Here is a 20,812-nt window from a genome sequence, read left to right on the forward strand (position 1 = left end):
CACCCCGTGTTTGTCCCCGGAGAATTTTACAAAGCCATTGATTATAAGTAAAACCTAGCGGGGTCCCGCCATAACGTGACACTTCGTCGACAGTTCTGCACCGAGTGTGGCGTCCGCCCATAATTTGCGGATGCAAGACATCACCTCGGCACTGCCCGACACGCCGTGCTTTCTCAACGGCGAATTCACCCCCCTGCGCGACGCGAAGATCAGCGTCCTCGACCGCGGCTTCATCTTCGGCGACGGCATCTACGAAGTGATCCCCGTCTACTTCGGCGTGCCCTTCTGCTTCGATGAACACATCGCGCGCCTCGAGCGTTCGCTGGCCGAGTTGCAGATCGACAACCCCTACTCGCGCGACGAATGGCGCGCCATCGCGACGCAGCTTGCCGCACCGCAGGGCAAGGCACCGCAGGCGATCTACTTCCAGGTCTCGCGCGGCGTGGCGCCGCGCGACCACGTCATGGTGCGCGGCCTGCGCCCCACCGTGTTCGCGATGGTGAACCCCCTGCCGCCCGTGGCGGGTGCGGTGCGTGCCAAGGGCGTGACCTGCGTCACGGCAGACGACTTCCGCTGGCAGAAGGCCCACATCAAGAGCACCAGCCTGCTGGGTGCGGTGCTCGCGCGGCAGATCAGCGTCGAGGCCGGCGCCACCGAGACCGTGATGTTCCGCGGCGAGTGGCTCAGCGAGGCCTCGTCGAGCAACGTGTGGATCGTGAAGGACGGCACGCTCATCGGCCCGCCCAAGGACAACCTCGTGCTGACCGGCATCCGCTACGGCCTGCTCGAACGCCTGTGCCAGGACAGCGGCATTCCCTTCGCGCTGCGGCGCGTGTCGCGCGACGAGGTGTTCGGCGCCGACGAGCTGCTGCTGTCCTCGGCCACCAAGGAAGTGTTGCCCGTCGTCACACTCGACGGCCAGGCCATTGGCAATGGCCATCCCGGCCCCATCTACCAAAGCTTGTATGCCGCCTACCAACAGGCCAAGCAACGCAACGCCGACGCGCCAGGAGCCACCGCATGACCGACACAACGCCCCCTACCGACACCGCATCGATCCCCGATCCGCGCAAGGAATCGCTGATCGAGTACCCCTCGCAGTTCCCCATCAAGGTGATGGGCGCGAAGGTCGACGGCTTCGTGCACGCCATCACGCAGATCGCCGAGCGCTTCGACCCGGCCTTCGACGCCACCACGGTCGAGCTGCGCGACAGCAAGGCCGGCAACTACCTGGGCGTGACCATCACCGTCACCGCCACCAGCCGCGAGCAGCTCGACGACCTCTACCGCGCCCTGTCCGCGCACCCGATGGTGAAAGTCGTTCTTTGACACCCCTCGAAGCGCAGTGGCTCGGCCGGGCCGACTACCTCGCCACCTACGCGGCGATGCAGCGCTTCACGCAGGAGCGCACGCCCGAGACGCCCGACGCGCTATGGATCTGCGAGCACGACCCCGTGTTCACCCAGGGGCTGGCGGGCAAGACCGACCACATCCTGGCCCCCGGCCCGGTCCCGGTCGTGCAGACCGACCGGGGCGGGCAGGTCACCTTCCACGGCCCCGGCCAGGTGGTGGCCTACCCGCTCATCGACCTGCGGCGCGCGGGCTACTACGTCAAGGAATACGTCTACCGCATCGAGGAATCGGTGCTGCGCACGCTCGCCCACTTCGGCGTGACGGGCCACCGCGTGGCCGGCGCGCCGGGCATCTATGTGCGCCTGGACGACCCGTTCTCGCACGCCGCCCTCACCGGCCCGATGCCCGGCGCCGACCCGTTCCGGGGCCTGGGCAAGATCGCCGCGCTGGGCATCAAGGTGAGCCGCCACGCCACTTACCACGGTGTGTCGCTCAATGTCGCGATGGACCTCGAACCCTTCTCGCGCATCAACCCTTGCGGCTACGCGGGGCTGCAAACGGTCGACCTTTCTACAATCGGCGTCCAAACCACATGGGAAGAAGCCGCCAAAGTGCTGAGCCAAAAGCTCGGGGCTTTCCTGGCTCCTTGACACACCAATGAGCACCACCGAAGTCGTCCGCGACGCCCAGAGCGCCGAAACCTACAACCCGCTGGCCAAGCAGAAGGCCGCGGCCAAGCTCTCGCGCATCCCCGTCAAGGTGGTGCAGACCGGCGAAGTGCTCAAGAAGCCCGAGTGGATTCGCGTGAAGGCCGGCAGCCCCACCACGCGCTTCTACGAGATCAAGCAGATCCTGCGCGAAAGCAACCTGCACACCGTCTGCGAAGAAGCCTCGTGCCCGAACATCGGCGAATGCTTCGGCAACGGCACGGCCACCTTCATGATCATGGGCGACAAGTGCACGCGCCGCTGCCCGTTCTGCGACGTGGGCCACGGCCGCCCCGACCCGCTGGACAAGGACGAGCCGCTCAACCTGGCCAAGACCATCGCCAAGCTGCGCCTGAAGTACGTGGTGATCACCAGCGTCGACCGCGACGACCTGCGCGACGGCGGCAGCCAGCACTTCGTCGATTGCATCAGCAACATCCGCGAGCTCTCGCCGATGACGCAGATCGAAATCCTGGTGCCCGACTTCCGCGGCCGCGACGACCGCGCGCTGGAAATCCTCAAGGCCGCGCCGCCCGACGTGATGAACCACAACCTGGAAACCGCGCCGCGCCTGTACAAGGAAGCGCGCCCCGGCAGCGACTACCAGTTCAGCCTGAACCTGCTGAAGAAGTTCAAGGCGCTGCACCCGAACGTGCCGACCAAGAGCGGCATCATGGTCGGCCTGGGCGAGACCGACGAAGAGATCCTGCAGGTGATGCGCGACATGCGCGCCCACGACATCGACATGCTGACCATCGGCCAGTACCTGTCGCCGTCGGGCTCCCACCTGCCGGTGCGCCGCTACGTGCACCCCGACACCTTCAAGATGTTCGAGGAAGAGGCCTACAAGATGGGCTTCAGCCACGCCGCCGTGGGCGCGATGGTGCGCTCCAGCTACCACGCCGACCAGCAGGCGCACGCCGCCGGCGTCTGACGGCACCGCCCGGCCGCCCGCCATGCGCGGGCGTCGGCGCCCCCTCCCTCCTCTCCCCCTGACCTCGCACCGCGGCCGTTTTGGAACGGCCGTAGCGGTCGTGCGCGCGCGCCGCGCCATCCAAAAAACTGATTAAAACCTCGGGGGTAAATAACCCGGGGTATCAAAAAATTTGCAGCCGCATTCGCTTGCGTGCGTCAAATCCATCCCCTACGCTGACCTCCTGATTTCGCCCGACCCGGAATTAAAAACCCGGAGCCAACGCGCTTTCAGGTTCCCTCGGAGGCTTTGACAAGGAAATTGAACCGTCAATTTCCAAGGCATTGTTTTGTCCGAAATTAGCCAGTACCGCATCGCATAAAGAATTCAATCGCCACGGCCCGCGCGTTTCCATCTCACGGAGAAACCGGAATGCACGCCCTGCTCGAAGCCATAGATTCGCCCCATTCGCTGCGCCAGCTCGGCATTGCGCAATTGCCGGGCCTTGCGGATGAATTGCGATCCTTCATCGTCGACAGCGTGTCCCGCACGGGCGGCCACTTCGCCTCCAACCTCGGCACGGTCGAGCTGACGGTCGCCCTGCACTACGTGTTCGACACCCCGCGCGACCGCATCGTCTGGGACGTCGGCCACCAGAGCTACGCCCACAAGATCCTGACCGGCCGGCGCCAGGCCATGCCCACCTTGCGCCAATTCGGAGGCATTTCCGGATTTCCGAGGCGCACCGAATCCGAACACGATCATTTCGGCACCGCGCATTCCAGCACGTCCATTTCAGCCGCCCTGGGATTTGCACAGGCCGCCCGCATTTCCAATTCGACCGACCACGCCATTGCGGTGATCGGCGATGGGGCCTTGAGCGCCGGCATGGCCTTCGAGGCCATGAACAATACGCAGGCCTGCGGCCGCTTATTGGTGATATTGAACGACAACGACATGTCGATTTCACCGCCCGTCGGCATGCTGCGCCTTTATCTGGGCGGATTGATTTCAGAACGCGCCTATGCCAGCGCCAATGAAGCCAGCCGGCAAAGATGGCGCGCCATGCGCCCGGCGCTGGCCCCCTGCGAGCCCTCGGAGCTCGGCCTGTCGCCCGCCACCCTGTTCGAGCAATTCGGCTTCCACTACACCGGCCCCATCGACGGCCACGACCTGGGCGCATTGATTCCGGCCCTGCAGAAGCTGCAGGCGCAGCCAGGGCCGCAGCTGCTGCACATCGTCACCCAGAAAGGCCACGGCTACCGCCCGGCCGAGCAGGACCCGGTCCTGTACCACGGCCCCGGCAAGTTCGACCCCGCCGCCGGCATCAAGACCGCCCCGGCAGCCGCCCCCGCCAAGCCGACCTACGCCCAGGTCTTCAGCGACTGGCTCTGCGACGAGGCCGAGGCCGATGCGCGCGTGGTCGCCATCACGCCGGCCATGCGCGAGGGCTCGGCGCTGATGGACTTCGAGCGCCGCTTTCCCGAGCGCTACTTCGACGTCGGCATCGCCGAGCAGCACGCCGTGACCTTCGCCGCGGGCCTCGCGGCGGCGGGGATGCGGCCGGTGGTCGCCATCTACTCGACCTTCCTGCAGCGCGCCTACGACCAGCTGATCCACGACGTGGCGCTGCAGAACCTGCCGGTCGTGTTCGCGGTCGACCGCGCCGGCATCGTCGGCGCCGACGGCGCGACGCACATGGGCGCCTTCGACGTCGCCTACCTGCGCTGCATTCCGAACATGGTCGTGATGGCCGCGTCCGACGAGGACGAGTGCCGCCAGATGCTGCACACCGCCCTGCGCCACGACGGCCCCGCCGCCGTGCGCTACCCGCGTGGCGGCGGGCCCGGCGCGCTGCCCGTGCGTGCGCTGCAGCCGCTGCGCATCGGCCGCGGCCAGGTGCGGCGCGAATCGACGCAGCCGATGGGCGCGCGCATCGCCATCCTGGCCTTCGGCACCATGGTCGCGCCCAGCCTGGCCGCCGCCGAACGGCTCGACGCCACGGTCGCCAACATGCGCTTCGTCAAGCCACTCGATGCCGACCTGGTGCTGTCGCTCGCCGAGACGCACGACGTGCTCGTGACCGTCGAAGAAGGCTGCGTGATGGGCGGCGCCGGCGCGGCCTGCCTCGAATCGCTCGCCACGCAGGGCGTGCTGATTCCGTCGCTGCAGCTGGGCCTGCCCGACCAGTTCGTCGAGCACGGCGACTGCGCCCGATTGCTCGCCGCCCACGGCCTGGACGCCGACGGGCTGGTGCAGTCGATCCAGGCGTTTTTCGATGCCAACGCCCCCGCGTTCCGCACGGCTCGCATGAGCCTCGTTTCCTGAAACCCACCGTTCCCTTCGTTGAAATCGCCACAGGAGAACCCGATGAGCACAGCCACCGCACGCCGCATCGATACGCCCGCCCCGCCCTCGCTGCGGGTGATCCGGGGCACCGAGGTCAGCGCCTACCAGGCCAAGGTCGAATACACCTACCAGGACAACCCCGAGGACTGGCGCAAGGCCATCGGCGACTACCTGCTGTTCCAGTTCGGCGTGTACGACGACCCCGAGTCGCCGCAGCCGATCACTCTGGACGAATCGGGCATCAAGTACTTCGACCGGCAGCTGAAGCTGGCGGGACTGACCGACCCCGACCGCCGCCCGGTCCACCGCATCCTGGACATCGGCTGCGGCTGGGGCTACATCCTCAAGCACCTGGCCACGCGCTTCCCGGAATGCCAGCGGCTCGAAGGCGTGAACGTCAGCCGCTCGCAGCTGGAGCACTGCGCGCGCTTCCATGCCGAACAGGGCCTCACCGACCGCATCACGCTCTACCAGTGCAACGCGCAGGACGTGGACCTGCTGCCCGACCCGCAGCTGCCCTACGACCTGGTGATCATCCGCGGCGTCATCTCGCACTTTCCGGACGACCTGTACGAACGCACGATGAAGAAGCTCGCCACCCGCGTGCGCGTCGGCGGGCAGGTGATCATCTCGGACAACCTCTACAACGTGGCGCCGGACAACTACAAGTCGGACACCTCCGACGAGGTCGACCGGCTGGCCTGCAAGCACCGCAAGACGCCCGCGTACTTCCGCCAGGTGCTGGAGGACAACGGCTTTCCCGTGACCGACATGCGCGTGCTGCCGTCCAACATCGACGTGGCGCACTGGCTGATGGACTCCAAGGCCAACATCGAGCGCCACTTCACGGCGAACAACATTCCCGCCCCGCTCGAAGAGCTGCGCGTGCTGGCCGAGAACTGGTCGGTGGCGCTGATCAAGAACAAGGTGTCGACGTACAGCGTGATCGCGCGCAGGTCCGCGTCCTGAGCTGGTGCGCACAGCGCGCGCCTTCACCCCTCGTCGTCCGAATGCCCGCAAGGCCGGGCAGCGCCTCCCCTCCAGAAGGAACTCGGTGAACCCCATGAGAACTTTGATCACGCTCCCCCCGATGTACTGCCCGTTCCAGCACGTCATGCATCCCAAGGTGGCGCAGTTCGACAAGGACACGGCGGACTGGCTCGAGCACTGGGAACTCTATTGGGACGAGCCCCAGAAGCGCCGCATGGTGCGCGCAGGCTGGGGGCGCCTGGCCGCGCTGGCCTACCCGACCGGCACCGACGCACTCATCCAGATCGCGTCCGACTGGATGGCCTGGGCCTTCGCCTACGACGATGAGTGGTGCGACGAAGCGCCTGTCACGAAAAAGCCGGAAGCCATGATCATGGCCGCCGCACGCATGAGCCGCGCGCTCGAGTCTCCCGAGCATCCGGTCGACCCGACGGACCGCTACAGCCTGTCGATGCAGGAGCTGCGCATCCGCCTCGAACAGCACGCCACACCCGACCAGGTGGGGCGCGTGGTCGAGGCGCAGAAGGGGTACTTCATGGCCGAGATGGTGAAGGCTGCCTGCATGTTCCCCAGCCTGAGCGAATGCGTCCTGCTGCGCCTCACCGGCGGCGGCGGCATGGTCTTTCCGGTGCTGCGGCACGTGGTGGCCGGCATCGACATCGACCAGGCCACCTACCTGGACCGCAGGATCGTGGCCATGACCGAAATGGCCGCCACGCTGGTGGTCTGGGAGAACGAGTTCTTCTCTTATGCCAAGGAGACCATGCGCAGCAGCCTGGACACGCGCGGCCACAACGTGATCGATGCCATCCGTCGCGAATTCAACTTCGACGGCATGCAGGCGCTGAACTGGCTCAACGCCATGCACGACCGTGTCATGGGCCTGTTCGTGCGGCTGCGCGAGCAACTGCTGCAGGATGCCACGCCAGAGGTCGCGCGCTACATCGAAGCACTGATCCACTACCAGACCGGCATCCTCGAATGGCACCGGATCGACGAGCGCTACCGTTGCCTCAGCGCGGACGACACGGCCCCCTGCTTCGATGGCGGCGGACCGGCCGACCAGCCCCACGACAGGAGCCTCGAGCCGGTGCCGATCGCAGCGATCCAGTGGTGGTGGCGCCACGACCCCGCGCGCCGCAGCGCGAACAGCGATTTCCATCCGAACCAACTGGTGGAACCTGCCCGGGAAGCCGGACGCATCTTCAACGCGACGCAGGAAAGCTACGTCCACAGGCCGCGCGCGGTGGCCGCATGACCCACGCTGCCGTGGTGCACGACCTGCGCCCGGCCGAGCGCAGCGGTCCGAGGGCGTCGGACACGCTCATCCGCGGCCGGCGCGTGCTGCCCTATCCGGACGGATGGTTCGCCGTGTGCTTCAGCCACGAACTGAAGCGGGGCGACGTGCGCACCGTGCCGTTCATGGGGCAGGAACTGGTGGTCTACCGGACCCACGCCGGCGAGGCCTTCGCCGTGGAACCCTTTTGCCCGCACCTGGGTGCGCACCTGGGCCACGGCGGCAAGGTCGACGGCGACGACCTGGTCTGCCCGTTCCATGGGCTCGCGTTCGCGCCCGACGGAAGCTGCGTGCGCGCCTGCGGCGGCCAGAAACCGCCCCACGCGACGCTGACACGGCGGTTCACGCAGGAGCGCAACGGCATGGTGGTGGTCTGGAATCACCGCACAGGGCAGGCCCCGGAATGGGAGATTCCGGACGTCGACACGCAAGGGTTCTCCAAGCCCAAGGGCAGCAGCTTCGACCTCGAGGGCTACCCCCACGACGTGGCGGAAAACGCCACCGACCTCTCGCATTTCGCCTGGCTGCACGGGTTCACCGACGTGGCGATGCATCACGAGGCCGGCCCCCAATGGATGACGACCCACCTGAGCGGCCGCTGGCACGGCATCGAGATCAAGATCCGACTCACCTCCCACGGGCTGGGCTACGTGCTGGGAGAAAGCGACGTGGCCAGCCTGGGCGTCAAGGTGACGACCTGCGCTTTCCCCACGCCCACGGCGCCGCTGAAGTGGACGTTCCGATGGACGGATGCCTTGCGTGTGGCGCGCATGGATGCGCTGCCGGCCGTGCTTCGCCGGCCGCTGTACGCCCTGATCATCAAGCTGGCGCACAAGTGGTTCGTCCACGTGGTCGCCGCCGACTTTCCTATCTGGAGCAACCGGCGCTATGTCGAGCACCCGAAACTCATGGCAGGCGACGCGGCGGTGGCAGCGTTCCGACGCTGGTCGGCCCAGTTCTACCCGGGAGCACCGGTATCGGACACCGACCTCCCCGACATCGACGGCGGCGGCGTGTGGACCCGCGGATGAAGGCCGGCCCAGGCCCGGCCATGGCACTTTGACGCAAAGACAGGAGTTCCCGCATGACCAATACCTTGTTTCAGGCCAGGGTCGACGGCGCACCGCCCCCGGTGGCGCGGTGCAGCGAAAACACGCGGGCCGTCTGCCCCCAGTTCCGCAGCACCGTGGGAGAGACGCGCCAGGCCCTGCCCTATGCCGACGGGTGGTTCCTGGCATGCTTCGCCCACGAACTCAAGCCGGGCCAGGTTCGCACCGTTGCCTTCATGGGGCAGGACCTCGTCCTGTATCGCACGCACGCGGGGCTCGTGCGCGTCGTCGAACCCTATTGCCCCCATCTCGGCGCGCACCTGGGCCATGGCGGCAAGGTCGACGGCGAGCACCTCGTGTGCCCGCTGCACGGACTCGCGTTCGGCCCCGACGGCGGCTGCGTTCGCACTGGCGGGGGCGACAGCCCGCCACGCGCCGCCCTCACGGCCCGCCATGTGCGGGAGGTCGACGGCGGCATCCTCGTGTGGGTTGATCATGCCGGCCTGCCACCGACCTGGGAGATGCCGACCCAGGACTTCGAGGCAGGCTCCGCTGCGCTCTACGTCCACCAGGAGCTGAAGGGCCAGGCGCACGACGGCGTCGAGAACAGCGCGGACGTCGCACATTTCGGCTGGGTCCACGGCCTCACGGACACGCAGATGTCGTACCGGATCGACGGCAGCCTGTTCGAAGTCACGCTCACGGCGCGCTGGAAGGGACAGCGCTTCCTGGGCACCTTCCTGAACTACGGCGTGGGCTGCGCTGTGGGTCTTTTCCACATGCCGGACCTCGGGGTCCGGCTGAATTCCATCGCGCATTTCGTCCAAACCGAGCCCTTGAAGTGGCGCCTGGACGTGGCGAACCAGCTGAGCATCGCACGGGTCAACCGATGGCCGCCGATGCTCAGAAACCTGACCTATCGCATGCTCGTGCCGTTCGCCAATTTCTGGCTGGGATGGTTTGTCAAGCCGGACTACCAGATCTGGAACGCCAAGCGCTTCGTGAGGCATCCGCAGCTGATCGCGAGCGACAAGACCATGATCGCCCACCGGCGCTGGGCCTCCCGCTTCTACCCCGGCGGCCTGGTGGACGGCCTCGACCCCGGCGCCCTCCCGGTGCCTTCGCAGCGCGATGCCGCACCGGTGCGCCTTCGGGAAGCCAGCCATGCGCCATGAAGCACGGCAGATGCCGGCAGCGGACATCGAACCGGCCGACACCTTCGAAGAATGGATGCGCGGCACGGTCCAGCGGACCGAAGCTGCCCTCGGCATGCACCTGCCGCCGTCCGACACCCTCCCCTCGCGCCTGCACGAGGCCTTGCGCTACGCCACGCTCGGCGGCGGCAAGCGCATCCGCCCGCTGCTGTGTCAGGCCGCGGGCGCCCTGGTCAACGCACCGCCCGACGCGCTCGACGCCACGGGCGCCGCCATCGAGATGGTCCACGTCTACTCGCTCGTGCACGACGACCTGCCCGCGATGGACGACGACGACCTGCGCCGGGGCAAGCCGACCGTGCACGTGGCCTACGACGAAGCCACGGCCATCCTCGTGGGCGATGCACTGCAGGCGCAGGCCTTCCTCACACTGGGCGAACTGCCGCTGCCGGCCGAGCGCCGCATCGCGCTGGTGTGCGAGCTCGCGACGGCGGCCGGCTCGCGCCACCTCGTGGGCGGCCAGGCCATCGACCTGCAGAGCGCGGGCCGCGCGCTGAGCCGGCCGGCGCTCGAGCAGATGCATCGCATGAAGACCGGCGCGCTGATCCGCGCGGCGGTGCGCATGGGCGCGCTGTGCGGCCTGGCCGACGTGCCGGCCAATGCCGCGCTGTACCGCGCGCTCGACGACTACAGCAGCGCCATCGGCCTGGCCTTCCAGGTCGTCGACGACATCCTCGATGCGACCACCGACACGGCCACGCTCGGCAAGACCGCGGGCAAGGACGCGTACGACGACAAGCCGACCTGTGTATCAATGCTGGGCCTCGACGCCTCGCGCGCGCTGGCCCGCACGCTGAACGCGCGCGCCCATGCGGCGCTGGCGCCCTGCGGCGTGCGTGCAGAGCGGCTCGGGCAGCTGGCCGATCTCGTGGTCCACCGCGTGAACTGACCCCTCCAACCTCTCGAGGAGCCCCCACCATGCGCGTCATCCTTGCCCAGCCCCGAGGCTTCTGCGCCGGCGTCGTGCGGGCCATCGACACGGTCGAACACGCGCTGCGGCGCCACGGCACGCCCATCTACGTGCGCCACGAGATCGTCCACAACAAGCACGTCGTCGACGACCTGAAAGCGCAGGGCGCGGTCTTCGTCGAGGAGCTGGCCGAAGTGCCCGCGGACGCGGTGGCGATCTTCAGCGCGCACGGCGTGAGCCACGCGGTCGAGGTCGAAGCCCGCGCGCGCGGCCTGCGCGCGATCGACGCCACCTGCCCGCTGGTCACCAAGGTGCACGAGCAGGGGCGCCGCTATGCCGCCAAGGGCTATGCGCTGATCCTCATCGGCCACGCCGGTCACCCCGAGGTGACGGGCACGCTGGGGCAGATTCCCGCGCCGGTCACGCTGGTGCAGACCGAGGCCGACGTGGACGCGCTGGTGCTCGATGCCGACACGCCGCTGGCCTACATCACGCAGACCACGCTGTCGGTGGACGACACGCGCGGCATCATCGACGCGCTGCAGCGGCGCTTTCCGCAGATCGTCGGGCCCGACACGCGCGACATCTGCTACGCCACGCAGAACCGGCAGACGGCCGTGCGCGAACTGAGCCAGCAGGTCGACGTGGTGCTGGTGGTCGGCGCGCAGAACAGCTCCAACTCGCAGCGCCTGCGCGAGATCGCGGCGCAGGCCGGCGTGCGCAGCTACCTCATCGCGCAGGGCAGCGAGCTCAAGCCCGACTGGGTGCGCGACGCCGGCGCGGTGGGCGTCACCGCCGGCGCCTCGGCGCCCGAGACCATGGTGCAGGACGTGGTGGCCGCGCTGCGCCGCCTGGCCGAGGTGGAACTACTGACGCTGCCCGGGCGCGAGGAGCACGTGGTGTTCCGGCTTCCGGCCGAACTCGCGGCGGACACGGCCATAGAGGCCACGCCATGAAACCGCCCGTCGCACGCCGCCTCTCGCGGCAGGTGCGTGTCGGCGCGGTGCGCATCGGCGGCGACGCGCCCGTGGCCGTGCAGGCCATGACCAACACCGACACCGCCGACGCGGCCGCCACCGTGGCACAGGTCGCTGCGCTCGCGCGCGCCGGAGCCGAGCTGGTGCGCCTCACCGTGAACAACGAAGAGGCCGCCGCGCAGGTCGCACCGATCCGCGACGCGCTCGCGCGCCAGCAGGTGAATGTGCCGCTGGTGGGCGACTTCCATTTCAACGGCCACCGCCTGCTCGCGCAGTACCCCGACTGCGCGCAGGCGCTGGCCAAGTACCGCATCAACCCCGGCAACGTCGGGCGGGGCGACAAGCGCGACGCGCAGTTCTGCCAGCTCATCGAGATCGCCTGCCGCCACGGCAAGCCGGTGCGCATCGGCGTGAACTGGGGCAGCCTCGACCCCGCGCTGCTGGCGCGCCTGATGGACGCCAACGCGCAGGCCGCGCAGCCGCAGCCCGCCGACGAGGTGATGCGCCAGGCGCTCATCGTCTCGGCGCTGGAGAACGCCGCGCGCGCCGAAGACGTCGGCCTGCCGCCCGATCGCATCGTGCTGTCGGCCAAGGTGAGCCAGGGGCAGGACCTGATCGCCGTGTACCGCGAGCTCGCCGCGCGCTGCGACTACCCGCTGCACCTGGGCCTGACTGAAGCCGGCATGGGCTCCAAGGGCATCGTGGCCTCGGCCACCGCGATGGGCGTGCTGCTGCAGCAGGGCATCGGCGACACCATCCGCGTGTCGCTCACGCCCGAGCCGAACGGCGACCGCACGCGCGAGGTGCTGGTGGCGCAGCAGATCCTGCAGTCGATGGGCCTGCGCGCCTTCACGCCCAGCGTGACCGCCTGCCCCGGCTGCGGGCGCACCACGAGCACCTTCTTCCAGTCGCTGGCCAGCCAGATCGAAGGCTGGCTGCACGCGCAGGCGCCGGCCTGGCGCGTGCGCTTTCCGGGCGTGGAAGACATGCACGTGGCCGTGATGGGCTGCGTGGTCAACGGCCCCGGCGAGAGCCGGCTCGCGCACCTGGGCATCTCGCTGCCGGGCTCGAGCGAGCAGCCGGTGGCGCCGGTGTACATCGACGGCGAACGCGCGCTGACGCTCAAGGGCGAGCACATCGCCGACGACTTCACGCGGCTGGTCGAGACCTACGTGGCCGCGCGCTACGGCGCCGATGCCGAGGCGCGCGAGCGGCTGGGTGCGTGGATGAAGCCGTCGTCGCGCGAGCGCGTCGTGCCGATCGCTGCCGTGTGAAGGCACTGCCATGGCCCCGCAACGCCTCACCCTGCTCGGTGCCACCGGGTCGATCGGCGACAGCACGCTCGACCTCGTGGTGCGCCACCCCGACCGCTTCACGGTGCACGCGCTGACGGCGCACCGCAACCTCGACAAGCTGTTCACGCATTGCGTCGCCTTCCGCCCCGAGGTCGCGGTGGTCGGCGATGCGCGAGACGCCATGCAGTTGCAGGCGCGGCTGCGCGCGGCCGGCCTGCGCACCGAGGTCATGCACGGCCCGCAGGCGCTGTGCGAGGTGGCGCAGTCGGCGGGCTGCGACACGGTGGTGGCGGCCATCGTCGGTGCGGCGGGGTTGCTGTCGTCGCTGGCGGCGGCGCGTGCGGGCAAGAAGATCCTGCTGGCGAACAAGGAGGCGCTCGTGATGTCCGGCGCGCTGTTCATGCGCGCGGTGGCTGCGCACGGCGCCACGCTGCTGCCGCTGGACAGCGAGCACAACGCGATCTTCCAGTGCCTGGCGGGCGCGCCGCCCGGCGGCGCGGGCGTGCAGCGGCTGGTGCTCACCGCCTCGGGCGGGCCGTTCCTGCATCGCCCGATCGAGGCGCTGGACCGCGTCACGCCCGACGAGGCCTGCGCGCATCCCACCTGGCGCATGGGCCGCAAGATCTCGGTCGACTCCGCGACGATGATGAACAAGGGCCTCGAGACCATCGAGGCGCGCTGGCTGTTCGCGATGCCGCCCGAGCGCATCGAGGTCGTGATCCACCCGCAGAGCGTGATCCATTCGATGGTGGCCTATGCCGACCAGTCGGTGCTGGCGCAGCTGGGCCGCCCCGACATGCGCACGCCGATCGCGCACGCGCTGGCCTGGCCCGAGCGCATCGACTCGGGCGTAGCGCCGCTGGACGTCCTGCAGCTCGCCCACCTGAGCTTCGCAGCGCCCGAGCTGAAACGCTTTCCCTGCCTGCGGCTGGCGCTGGAGGTGCTGCGCGAGGGGTGCACGGCGAGCGTCACGCTCAATGCGGCGAACGAAGTGGCGGTCGATGCGTTCCTGAACGGGTGCCTGCGCTACACCGACATTGCGCACGTGGTGGAAGACTGCCTGCAACACGCGCCCGCATCTGCGCACGAGAACCTCGACGACATCCTCGCGGCCGATGCGCATGCGCGCGTGCTGGCGGGTCAGGCGATCCAGCGTGCGGCGTTGCGGTCCCCGTCGCCGGCGGTCTCACTTTCCGAGTCGGTCACCTTGGACGAAGGCACGGGCGCGCGGCTGTAGCGCGACAGCCATTTGGCCGCCACGGCCAGCGCCATCGGCGGTGGGGTTTCACGCACGGCGCGCGATGCGCCATGCGCCTCGTGCGCCGCGCCGGTCACCATGGCAACGAGTAGGTCTTGGTGTTGGTGAAGCTCTTCATGGCCTCGAGCACGCCTTCCTTGTAGCCCAGGCCCGAGTCCTTGATGCCGCCGAAGGGCGTGAGCTCCAGGCGGTAACCCGGCACTTCGCGCACATTCACGCTGCCCACGTTCAGCTCGCGGATGAAGCGCGTGATGTAGTCCAGCCGGTTGGTGCAGATCGAGGACGACAGGCCGTAGGCCGTGCCGTTGGAGATGCGGATCGCCTCGTCGATGTTCTTGAAGCGGATGACGGGCGACACGGGGCCGAAGGTCTCGTGCTTGGCCACCGTCATCTCGGGGTCGACGTGGTCAAGCACGGTGGGCGAGTACAGCGCGCCGCGGCGTTCGTTGCCGTAAAGCAGCTTGGCGCCGGCTGCGATCGCTTCATTGACCACGGCTTCGAATTGCTTCGCAGCCGCCTCGTCGATCACGGTGCCCATGTCGGTGTCGGGGTCCATCGGGTCGCCGTATTTCAGCGCGCGGGTCTTCTCGACCAGCAGTTCGACGAAACGATCAGCCACGGCTTCGTGCACCAGCATGCGCTTCACGGCCGTGCAGCGCTGCCCCGAGTTCTTGTACGACCCGTTGGCAGCCAGCGTCGCAGCCTCCTCGATGTCCGCGTCTTCCATCACGATGATCGGGTCATTGCCACCCAGCTCCAGAATCTGGCGCTTGTAGGTGGCCTTGCCCGCGATGTACTTGCCGATGGGCACGCCCCCCGTGAAGGTGACGAGGTCGACGTCGGCATTGGTCAGCAGCTCGTCGGCAATTTCCTTCGGGTCGCCCGTGAGCACCGACAGCATCTGCGGCGGCAGGCCGGCTTCGTACAGGATGTCGGCCAGCAGGAAGGCCGTGAGCGGCGTCTTCTCGCTGGGTTTCAGCACGATGCGGTTGTTGGTCGCAATGGCCGGCGCCACCTTGTGGATCACCTGGTTCAGCGGGTGGTTGAACGGCGTGATGGCGGTGATGGCGCCCAGGAGCGGCTCGCGCATCGTGTAGACCTTGCGGCTCTTGCCGTGGTGCGTGAGGTCGCAGGAGAACACCTGGCCGTCGTCCACCAGCGCCTGGTTGGCGGCGAACAGCAGCACGTCGGAGGCGCGGCCCACTTCGTACAGCGAGTCCTTGCGCGACAGGCCCGATTCGAGCGTGATGGTGCGCGACATTTCATCCAGGCGCGAAGCGATGATCTCGCCGGCGCGCATGAGGATCTTGTAGCGCTCGTAGCGCGTGAGCGTTGGCTTGTAGTCGCGGGCGATGCGCAGGGCATGGCGCACGTCGTCCAGCGTGGCCTTGGGCACGGTGGCGATCACCTCGCCGGTGTACGGGTAGGTGACCTCGATGGTGCGGTCGCGGTGGACTTTTTCGCCCGCGATGCGCAGCGCTTCGCGGTACACGGTGCCGGGCTTCAGGGCGGCGTGGTCGGACTTGCTCATGGAATGCTCCGTCAAATAAGTTCAGGCGGCGGCCACCAGCGGGCCTTGGGCGTGGTTCAGTGCGAGGTCGAGCGCGTCGAAGTTGCGCAGCCGGCGCGTGCTCGCCACGCCCGCGACGGGGCGGTTGCAGATCAAGGGCACCTTCTGCTCCGAGACACCACCGTGCGAGCGCAGCGGCACTTCGAGCGCCGTGAGGTCGTGGCGCGTGGCCGAGGTGCCGATGACGGTGCTCTGTTCGCTCACCACCACGATGTCGCCGATGCGGTCGGGCGGCAGCTCGAAGCGCTGTGCGGCTTCCTTGCGCGAGAGCACGAGCTGCATGCCGGGAATGCGCTGGATGCGGTCGATCCAGCCGGGCACCTCGTCCTCGCTGGGCACATACACGGTGGCGAAGGAACCGAGCGCGCCGTGGTGCACCACGTACGGATCGGTGATCGGCAGGATCACGCGCGCGCGGTCCGGGCCGTACCAGCCGTCGAGCACGTCCTGCAGGTAGATGACGTTCGGCGAACCGTCGGCACCATGCTTGTCGTTCATGCCGTGGTCGGCCGTGAGCACGATGGTGGCGCCCAATGCATCGAGCTGCGCGAGGTAGCCGTCCATCATCTTGTAGAAGGCATTCGCGGCGGGGCTGCCCGGCGCGGCCTTGTGCTGCACGTAGTCGGTGGTCGACAGGTACATCAGGTCGGGGCGGCGCGATTCCATGAGCTTCACGCCGGCGGCGAACACGAACTCCGACAGCTCCGCGCTGTACACCGAGGGCACCGGCATGCCGACCATGTCGAGCACGTTGTCGATGCCGTTCTCTTCCATCGTCACCTGGTCCGACTTCTCGGACGAGAAGCAGATGCCCTTCATCTTGTGCCCCAGCAGCTTGCGCAGCTTGTCTTTCGCCGTGACCACCGCGAGCTTGGCGCCGGCATCGGCAAACGCGGCCAGCACGGTGCCGGCGCGCAGGTACTTGGGGTCGTTCATCATCACTTCCTGGCCCAGCTCGCGGTCGAAGAAGTAGTTGCCGCAGATGCCGTGCACGGCCGGCGGCGCGCCGGTCACGATCGACAGGTTGTTGGGGTTGGTGAACGAGGGCACGACGCAATCGGCCAGCAGGTCGGCGCCGCCTTTGCGCATGGCCTCGAGGTACGGGGCCACGCCGGCGGCAATGGCCGCGTCGAGGTACGCGGGCTCGCAGCCGTCGACGCAGACGACGACCACCGGGCGGACCATCCAGCGGTAGCTGCGGCCGTTCACTTCGAGTCGATCGGATTTCATGAAGAGATGCTCCTTGGCAAGTTGGGTGTGTCGGTGCGCGGGCCTCAGCGGCGGATGAACAGCGCGATGAAGGCACTGATGAGGCAGCTGGCCGCGACGATGGGGAACACCACCGAGGTGCTGCCCGAGTGGTCCAGCATCCGGCCGATCAGCGGTTCGCCCAGGCCGGCCAGCAGGTACGAGAAGAAGTTCATGACACCGGTGGCGGTGCCGGCGCGCTTGGCGCCCACGAGGTCGGGGCACAGGGCCCAGAACGACGAGGCCGGGCCGTAGACGAAGAAGCCCGCCAGGAACAGCAGCCCCAGGCCGAGGATGCTGGTGGGCAGCAGGTACATGCCCATCGAGGCGATGGCGCCCAGCAGCATGTACAGCACGATGGCCTTGTAGCGCTTGGAGCCGAACACCTTGTCGGAGATCCAGCCGTTGGTGAGCGCGCCGAAGGCCATGCCCACGGGCAGCGCCACCGAGATCCAGGCCGGGTCGATCATGCCGTCGGCGGCCTTGGCCCAGTCCTTGCCCAGGAAGTGCACCGGCACCCAGACGATGAGGCCGTAGCGCGCTGCGTTCTGGAAGCCGATGGCCAGCGCGGCGATCATCAGCTTGGGGTTGCTGAGCACGGCCTTGTAGCGCGACCAGGAGCTTTCCTGCGGCTCGCCGTCGGCCACGCCGGCCTTGTCGGCTTCCTGCGGGTTGTTGTTGGCCACGCCGGTGTCGGGCGACTTGAAGCCCAGGTCTTCCGGCCGCTCACGGGCGATCAGGTAGAAGGCGATGCCGCCCACCAGCATCAGCAGCACGGGGAGCCGGAAGATCCAGCGCCAATCGAGGTGCAGTACGTTGACGACGATGATCGAGGTCACGAACGACAGCACCGAGGCGCAGCCGGCGGCGAACACGTAGAAGCCGTAGACCTTGCCGCGCTCGCCCGCGCCCCACCAGTTCGACAGCAGCCGGCTGCCCGGCGCCCAGCCCAGGGCCTGGAAGTAGCCGTTGATGCCCCACGGAATGGCCAGGCTCTTGAAGCCGACCGCGAAGCTCACGACCCAGTTGGCGGCGCACGAGAGGATGGCGCCGGCGGTCATCACGCGGCGTCCGCCGAACTTGTCGCCCAGGTTGCCGTTGATGGCCTGTCCGACGGCATAGCACCACAGCAGCGAGGTCGAGGCCCAGCCCAGCATTTCCTTGGAGAGGCCGAACTCCTTCTGGATGCCGGGGATGGCGAAGCCGAAGGTCTGGCGCCCCGTGTAGAAGAAGAAGTAGCAGAACATGGCCGCCAGCAGCATCCGCCACTGCGCCTTGCGGAACGAATTGTCGAGGGGGCGTGCGTAGGTGCCCGCCTGCAGGATGGGATTGGCCGCTTGCATGGTATGTCTCCTTGTCTTGACGGGCGTGGGGCCCGTGGGGCCGGCTCGATGGCCGGCATGCTGTCTGTCTTGTCTGGCTGTCTTGTCTGGCTGTCTTGTCTGGCTGTCTTGTCTGGCTGTCTTGTCTGGCTGTCTCTGTCTTTTCTCGCTGCGCAGTCCCTGCCTGTCAGGCCAACGCCGCCGCGCCGATGAAGTTCTTGCCGCGCGCCCCGTCCATGGCGCGCGCGATCATGGCCGCCGCTTCGCTGTCCGCCACGCCATAGTCGGCAAACTCGGTCTTCACGCCAAGCCCCTGCAGGAAAGCCCGCAGTCGCTGCGTGGCGGTCGCCAGGTCGGCGCCGAACAGCAGCTGCAGCGTCCGGTCGCGGTCGGGCGAGCGGGCCCAGGCTTTCTCCAGCACGAGGGGCAGCGTGAACGAGCAGGCGATGCCGTGGGCCAGGCCGTGGCGCAGCGTCATCTCGTAGGAGATGGAATGCGCCAGCGCCGTCTTGGTGTTGGAAAACGCCATGCCGGCCTTCAGCGCGGCCAGCGCCATGCGCTCGCGCAGGTCGAGGTTGCCCAGGTCCTTGAGCAGCGCCGGCAGGCAGTCGAAGATGTCGCGCACGGCCGAGACGGCGAAGGTGTCGGAGACCGGGTTGGCATTCACGTTCCAGATCGCTTCGAGCGCGTGCGACAGCGCATCGAGCCCCGTCGACACCGTGGTGCCCGCCGGCACCGAGAGCATGAGCTCGGGGTCGACGATGGCGGCCTCGGGCCAGGTGGCGTCCAGGTGCAGCGAGTATTTCTTCTGGTTGCCGGCGTCCCAGATGGTGGCCCACGGCGTCACCTCGCTGCCGGTGCCGGCGGTGGTCGGCACGGCGATCAGCGGCTTGACGCTGGCGGGCACGAAGGGCTTGCCGGTGGCCAGCAGCGCGACGAGCTCGTCGAACTGGCCGTTGGCCGTGCCCACCATCAGCGCCTTGGCCGTGTCGATGGCGCTGCCGCCGCCGACCGCCACGATGGCGTCGCAGGACGCGTCCGACTGCCAGAAGGTGTTGTACAGGTCGCGCAGGTGGGCGACGTCGGGGTTGGGGCGCACGTCGTCGATCACGGTGACGAGCGCGTCGCCCAGCAGCGCCTGCAGGCGATCGACCAGGCCGAGACCGCGGGCCTCGGGGAAGGTGACGAGCGCGACGCGGCGCCCCGCCAGGAGCGCGGGCAGCCGTGCGAGGCTGCCTCGCCCGGAATGAATGGACACGGGGTTGCGGTAGGCGTGGGGCATGTTTTTTGTCTCCGGTTTCTGTCTGGGCCGCAGTGTCGAAGCGGCGCACCGGGGCGTCCAATCGCATTTCGCGCGTGCAACCCGTCCAAAACCGATGGATGCCTTGGGGAAAGCCTGCATAGGCGCCAGCGCCGCATCTGAGGGAGGCTCGGCGCACGCCCCTCACGACCGCCTTCATGTTTCACCAGTACTACAAGTGGATCCGCTGCTTCCACGCCGTCGCCAAGACCGGCGGCTTCACCACGGCCGCGCGCTACCTGCACATCGGCCAGCCCACCGTGACCGACCAGGTCAAGGCGCTGGAAGAGCGCTTCAACGTCGAGCTCTTTTTGCGCAGCGGGCGCGCCGTGCGGCTCACGGCCGCGGGCGAGCAGCTGTATGCGATCACGCAGGGCCTGTTCGGGCAGGAGGAAGAGGCGATGCAGTTCCTGCAGCGCGCCCACACGCTGCGCACGGGGCTGGTGCGCGTGGGCGCGGTGTCGCCGCCCATTGCGCTGGAGCTGGCGCGCAGCTTCAAGCGCAGCCACGCCGGGCTCGACCTGACGGTGTCGATCGGCTCCGAGGCCTCCACGCTCGGCGGGCTGCAGGACTTCGACATCGACGTAGGCATCCTCGTGGAGCCGCCCGAGATCGAAGGCCTGCACCAGGTGCCCTACCGCGTGGAGCGCATCGTGGCCGTGGTGCCCGCGAAGCACCCGTGGGCCCGAAAGCGCACCATCGCCACGCGCGACATCGCGGGCGAGCCGGTGATCCTGCGCGAGCCCGGCTCCAAGACGCGCCACCGCGTGGAGCGCGCCTGCGCGCAGCAGGGCGTGCAGATGCACTGCGTGATGGAGATCAACAGCCGCGAGGCCATCCTGCACGCCGTGGCCAACGGCATGGGCGTGGGCTTCGTGACGCAGATCGAGTGCATTCCGCTGCCCGGCCTGAAGATGGTGGAGATCGACGACGACGAGCTCTCGATCAGCTACTCGCTGTGCTGCCTGGCGGTGCGCAAGGACCGGCCACTGATCCGCGCGCTGTTCGAGGTGGCGCAGCAGGGCGACGACACCGCCGGCTGATCGGGTTTCGTCGCGGG

18 protein-coding genes are annotated in these 20,812 nt (G+C 68.2%); 14 read left to right on the forward strand and 4 right to left on the reverse strand.

The genetic code is table 11. The features are described from left to right. Window positions 1-130: 130 nt before the first annotated feature. The 13 genes from FFI97_RS23425 to ispC all read left to right on the forward strand — a co-directional run bounded on the left by FFI97_RS23425 (window position 131) and on the right by ispC (window position 14,291). Window positions 131-1,024, forward strand: a complete 894-nt coding sequence (locus tag FFI97_RS23425) for a D-amino acid aminotransferase (RefSeq protein ID WP_139705530.1) — start codon at window positions 131-133, stop codon at window positions 1,022-1,024. After that, the gene (locus FFI97_RS23430) at window positions 1,021-1,329 is read left to right on the forward strand and encodes a YbeD family protein (RefSeq protein ID WP_095747011.1); all 309 of its coding nucleotides are present in this window, start codon (window positions 1,021-1,023) and stop codon (window positions 1,327-1,329) included. The genes FFI97_RS23425 and FFI97_RS23430 overlap by 4 nt, the downstream gene beginning before the upstream one ends. After that, window positions 1,326-2,003, forward strand: a complete 678-nt coding sequence (lipB, locus tag FFI97_RS23435; protein ID WP_139705532.1) for a lipoyl(octanoyl) transferase LipB — start codon at window positions 1,326-1,328, stop codon at window positions 2,001-2,003. Before FFI97_RS23430 ends, lipB begins: the two co-directional genes overlap by 4 nt. A 7-nt stretch (window positions 2,004-2,010) precedes the next feature. Further along, the gene (gene lipA / locus FFI97_RS23440) at window positions 2,011-2,994 is read left to right on the forward strand and encodes a lipoyl synthase (RefSeq protein WP_062480166.1); all 984 of its coding nucleotides are present in this window, start codon (window positions 2,011-2,013) and stop codon (window positions 2,992-2,994) included. Between the two features lie 411 nt (window positions 2,995-3,405). After that, window positions 3,406-5,301, forward strand: a complete 1,896-nt coding sequence (gene dxs, locus FFI97_RS23445) for a 1-deoxy-D-xylulose-5-phosphate synthase (RefSeq protein WP_139705534.1) — start codon at window positions 3,406-3,408, stop codon at window positions 5,299-5,301. A 42-nt stretch (window positions 5,302-5,343) separates the two neighbouring features. Then, window positions 5,344-6,291 carry an SAM-dependent methyltransferase gene (locus FFI97_RS23450; protein ID WP_139705535.1) on the forward strand — a complete coding sequence of 316 codons (948 nt, stop codon included), beginning with the start codon at window positions 5,344-5,346 and terminating at the stop codon, window positions 6,289-6,291. A gap of 94 nt (window positions 6,292-6,385) precedes the next feature. Next, window positions 6,386-7,570 (forward strand): terpene synthase family protein, encoded by a 1,185-nt coding sequence (locus FFI97_RS23455; RefSeq protein WP_139705536.1) that lies wholly within the window; start codon window positions 6,386-6,388, stop codon window positions 7,568-7,570. Then, complete coding sequence (locus tag FFI97_RS23460; RefSeq protein WP_139705538.1) at window positions 7,567-8,640, forward strand: Rieske 2Fe-2S domain-containing protein; 1,074 nt, start codon at window positions 7,567-7,569, stop codon at window positions 8,638-8,640. Before FFI97_RS23455 ends, FFI97_RS23460 begins: the two co-directional genes overlap by 4 nt. A 53-nt stretch (window positions 8,641-8,693) precedes the next feature. Next, complete coding sequence (locus FFI97_RS23465; RefSeq protein WP_139705540.1) at window positions 8,694-9,833, forward strand: Rieske 2Fe-2S domain-containing protein; 1,140 nt, start codon at window positions 8,694-8,696, stop codon at window positions 9,831-9,833. A 10-nt stretch (window positions 9,834-9,843) separates the two neighbouring features. Next, window positions 9,844-10,761, forward strand: a complete 918-nt coding sequence (locus FFI97_RS23470) for a polyprenyl synthetase family protein (protein ID WP_409574647.1) — start codon at window positions 9,844-9,846, stop codon at window positions 10,759-10,761. A gap of 29 nt (window positions 10,762-10,790) precedes the next feature. Then, window positions 10,791-11,738 carry a 4-hydroxy-3-methylbut-2-enyl diphosphate reductase gene (ispH, locus tag FFI97_RS23475; protein WP_139705542.1) on the forward strand — a complete coding sequence of 316 codons (948 nt, stop codon included), beginning with the start codon at window positions 10,791-10,793 and terminating at the stop codon, window positions 11,736-11,738. Next, window positions 11,735-13,033: a flavodoxin-dependent (E)-4-hydroxy-3-methylbut-2-enyl-diphosphate synthase gene (ispG, locus tag FFI97_RS23480; RefSeq protein WP_139705543.1), complete on the forward strand. Its 1,299-nt coding sequence runs from the start codon at window positions 11,735-11,737 to the stop codon at window positions 13,031-13,033. The genes ispH and ispG overlap by 4 nt, the downstream gene beginning before the upstream one ends. Before the next feature lie 10 nt (window positions 13,034-13,043). Beyond that, entirely contained in the window at window positions 13,044-14,291 is a 1,248-nt protein-coding gene (ispC, locus tag FFI97_RS23485; protein ID WP_139705545.1) for a 1-deoxy-D-xylulose-5-phosphate reductoisomerase, read from the forward strand. 94 nt (window positions 14,292-14,385) lie between these two features. On the opposite strand, the gene phnY is transcribed toward ispC, so the two are convergent. The 4 genes from phnY to psrA form a co-directional block, all read right to left on the reverse strand. After that, window positions 14,386-15,843, reverse strand: coding sequence for a phosphonoacetaldehyde dehydrogenase (phnY, locus tag FFI97_RS23490; RefSeq protein ID WP_139705547.1), 1,458 nt, complete (start codon window positions 15,841-15,843; stop codon window positions 14,386-14,388). Window positions 15,844-15,864: 21 nt separating this feature from the next. Continuing rightward, complete coding sequence (gene phnA / locus FFI97_RS23495; RefSeq protein WP_139705549.1) at window positions 15,865-17,112, reverse strand: phosphonoacetate hydrolase; 1,248 nt, start codon at window positions 17,110-17,112, stop codon at window positions 15,865-15,867. A gap of 44 nt (window positions 17,113-17,156) precedes the next feature. Then, a complete protein-coding gene (locus FFI97_RS23500) occupies window positions 17,157-18,473 on the reverse strand; it encodes an MFS transporter (RefSeq protein ID WP_062480079.1) in 1,317 nt (438 codons plus the stop codon). Between the two features lie 166 nt (window positions 18,474-18,639). After that, window positions 18,640-19,734 (reverse strand): iron-containing alcohol dehydrogenase PsrA, encoded by a 1,095-nt coding sequence (gene psrA, locus FFI97_RS23505; RefSeq protein ID WP_139705551.1) that lies wholly within the window; start codon window positions 19,732-19,734, stop codon window positions 18,640-18,642. 176 nt (window positions 19,735-19,910) lie between these two features. Here psrA and FFI97_RS23510 point away from each other — a divergent pair, with 176 nt between their 5' ends. Beyond that, the gene (locus FFI97_RS23510) at window positions 19,911-20,795 is read left to right on the forward strand and encodes a LysR substrate-binding domain-containing protein (RefSeq protein ID WP_139705552.1); all 885 of its coding nucleotides are present in this window, start codon (window positions 19,911-19,913) and stop codon (window positions 20,793-20,795) included. The last annotated feature ends 17 nt before the right edge of the window (window positions 20,796-20,812 follow it).

Source organism: Variovorax sp. KBS0712 (assembly GCF_006323185.2).
GTDB lineage: Bacteria > Pseudomonadota > Gammaproteobacteria > Burkholderiales > Burkholderiaceae_C > Variovorax > Variovorax boronicumulans.